General features: G+C 51.3%; 1 protein-coding gene. It reads left to right on the plus strand.

Annotation, left to right across the window (positions count from 1 at the left end):
- Positions 1-276: 276 nt before the first annotated feature.
- The coding region (locus J5224_RS28305; protein WP_264628434.1) for a tyrosine-type recombinase/integrase at positions 277-1,291 on the plus strand (1,015 nt) is incomplete at its 3' end.

Raw genomic sequence — 1,291 nt, forward strand, 5'->3', positions numbered from 1 at the left:
AATCGGTAGACACAAGGGATTTAAAATCCCTCGGCGTACGCGCTGTGCGGGTTCAAGTCCCGCCCCGGGCACCATCATCACATCAATGGACGTCAACAGACGTCTATTTTTTTGTCTAAAATCCACGAGTTACAAGCTTTTCCTTCGTTCCGTACTCTCCCGGTATCAACACAATTCTATCGACATCAACTTGCGTGTGCGGGTACAAATACGGGTACATTTCGGTTCAATAAATCTCTGTACCCGCAACATCGCTTTTATTGAAGGAGCTGCATGATGGCACTCACGGACATGAAGGTACGTTCAGCAAAACCGGAAGAGAAAGCTTACAAACTCACCGACGGCAATGGGTTGTTTCTCCTGATACACCCCAATGGTTCAAAATACTGGCGCTTGCGTTATCGCTCCGATGGCAAAGAAAAGACGCTGGCCTTGGGACTCTATCCTGAAGTTAGCCTTTCTGAAGTGCGACAGAAACGCGATGAAGCGCGAAAACTGATTGCTGCGGGCATTGATCCCAACGAGCACAAGAAGGAAGTTAAAATTCAGCAGCACCATGCTGAACAAACCTTCGAGGCAGTGGCCCGCGCATGGCATGCCGACAACAAGAAATGGTCGGATGCACATGCAGCACGGATCCTGAAAAGCCTGAGCGACAATATTTTCTCCGCTATCGGTAGTACTCACATAGCAGATCTGAAAACGCGCGACTTGCTGGCCCCGATCAAAAGTGTTGAACGCTCAGGGCGGGTAGAAGTAGCCAAACGTTTGAAGCAACGAGTTAGCGTCATCATGACCTATGCCGTGCAAAACGGCCTGATTGACTATAACCCGGCACATGATATGGCCGGGGCAATTATGCCCGCCAAGGTTGAACACCGCCCGGCGTTAGAGCTTGAACGTTTGCCTGAACTGCTGGGCCGCATTGACAGATATAAAGGTCGGGAGTTTACCAAGTGGGTGATTAATCTCTCCCTGCTGCTTTTTATCCGCTCCAGTGAACTGCGCTTTGCCCGCTGGCCGGAAATCGACTTTGAACGCGCTTTGTGGACCATCCCGCCAGAGCGTAAACCGATCCCCGGCGTGAAGTTCTCTGAGCGCGGCTCAAAAATGCACACAGCGCATCTGGTTCCGTTGAGCCGTCAGGCACTGGAGATCCTTAAAAAGATTCGAGAGGTGAGCGGGCAGTATGAGCTGGTTTTCATTGGCGATCATTCACCACGTAAACCGGTTAGTGAGGGAACGGTGAACATGGCGCCGCAGACCATGGGCTACGACACCAAAACGGAAG

It is taken from the genome of Candidatus Symbiopectobacterium sp. NZEC135, from assembly GCF_025962695.1.